This window comes from Halorubrum sp. SD690R, from assembly GCF_005435035.1.
Lineage (GTDB): Archaea > Halobacteriota > Halobacteria > Halobacteriales > Haloferacaceae > Halorubrum > Halorubrum ezzemoulense.
Genome location: NZ_SGTV01000097.1, coordinates 1 through 929, shown reverse-complemented (window position 1 = coordinate 929; position 929 = coordinate 1). Strand labels below are relative to the sequence as shown.

1 protein-coding gene is annotated in these 929 nt (G+C 57.7%); it reads right to left on the bottom strand.

Annotated elements, in window-relative coordinates; all coding sequences use genetic code 11:
• Positions 1-29: 29 nt before the first annotated feature.
• Positions 30-854 carry an IS5 family transposase gene (locus EXE41_RS18565; RefSeq protein WP_137691791.1) on the bottom strand — a complete coding sequence of 275 codons (825 nt, stop codon included), beginning with the start codon at positions 852-854 and terminating at the stop codon, positions 30-32.
• Between the last annotated feature and the right edge of the window lie 75 nt (positions 855-929).

The following is a 929-nucleotide window of genomic DNA, read 5'->3' as shown; positions in this document are numbered from 1 at the left end:
TGCTGTGTTGAATAGATGCTGAGTCACGGTCACAGCGGCTCACACAGCGGTTCTATGTTGGTGATGGCGAACATCAAGACAATCTCACGGAACTGCCGATACCAGCCCAGCGCTCGCACGGCATCGCCGAGCGAGCGCTTCGTTGTCGAGTAGGATGTTTCAGCCATCCACCGCTGAGCGTAGCCATTTGCTCGATTGAGAGCGTTGTTCGCGGCTGCTTTCGCTGACGAACCGCGATAGTGAACAAGGTACTCAACGCCGTGTGCGGCGATTTCGTACTCAGTATGCCAGTCTTGGAAGCCGTTGTCGGCGGCGACGGACTGCAGGTCGTCCGCATTTCTGCGGACGACCTGCGGTCCGGTCTTCGTGTCATGCTTCCACCGTGCGTTGATGTGAACGTCGAGAACAGCAAGCGAGTCCACATCTGTCAATGTCGTCACCTTCAGCGTCTGTATCGTCCGACCTGCCCGCTGGCGGAAGTACGATGACGCACGTCGCCGGTCGAAAAATGTGCTGTCGAGCGCAGCGTGGCCAGACTGCGGGTGCTGCTGCGCGGAAACGCGCAGCAGCGCCCGCCACACCCACATTTTCAGCCGGTCAAATGACTTGTAGATTGTCGTGTGATCGGGGAGATCGTCCCGGTCTAGGTCGAGAGCGTCACGAACTTCGTCCATATACTTCAGCCGATTCGGCGTTTCACGGTAGCTGTGGGTCTCTTCGACCCGAAAACAGTGAAGAACAACGTGGACCCAGCGGGCGAACCCGCCGCTGGCGGGCTCGCCCGCGTGCTTCCCCAACGCTTGTTTAGCTAGGTGACGACACTGCTCGATGAAGTCGAGGATATCGATTTCCATGGCAGGTTCGATTTCCTCGGCTTCACCCTTCTAAACCGGTGATATCCGCTGATAAGATCGCTCTTCAACAGAGCA

Excerpts from the sequence above, each read along its gene's own strand:
- EXE41_RS18565 (WP_137691791.1), bottom strand. The coding sequence starts at position 854 with ATGGAAATCGATATCCTCGACTTCATCGAGCAGTGTCGTCACCTAGCT.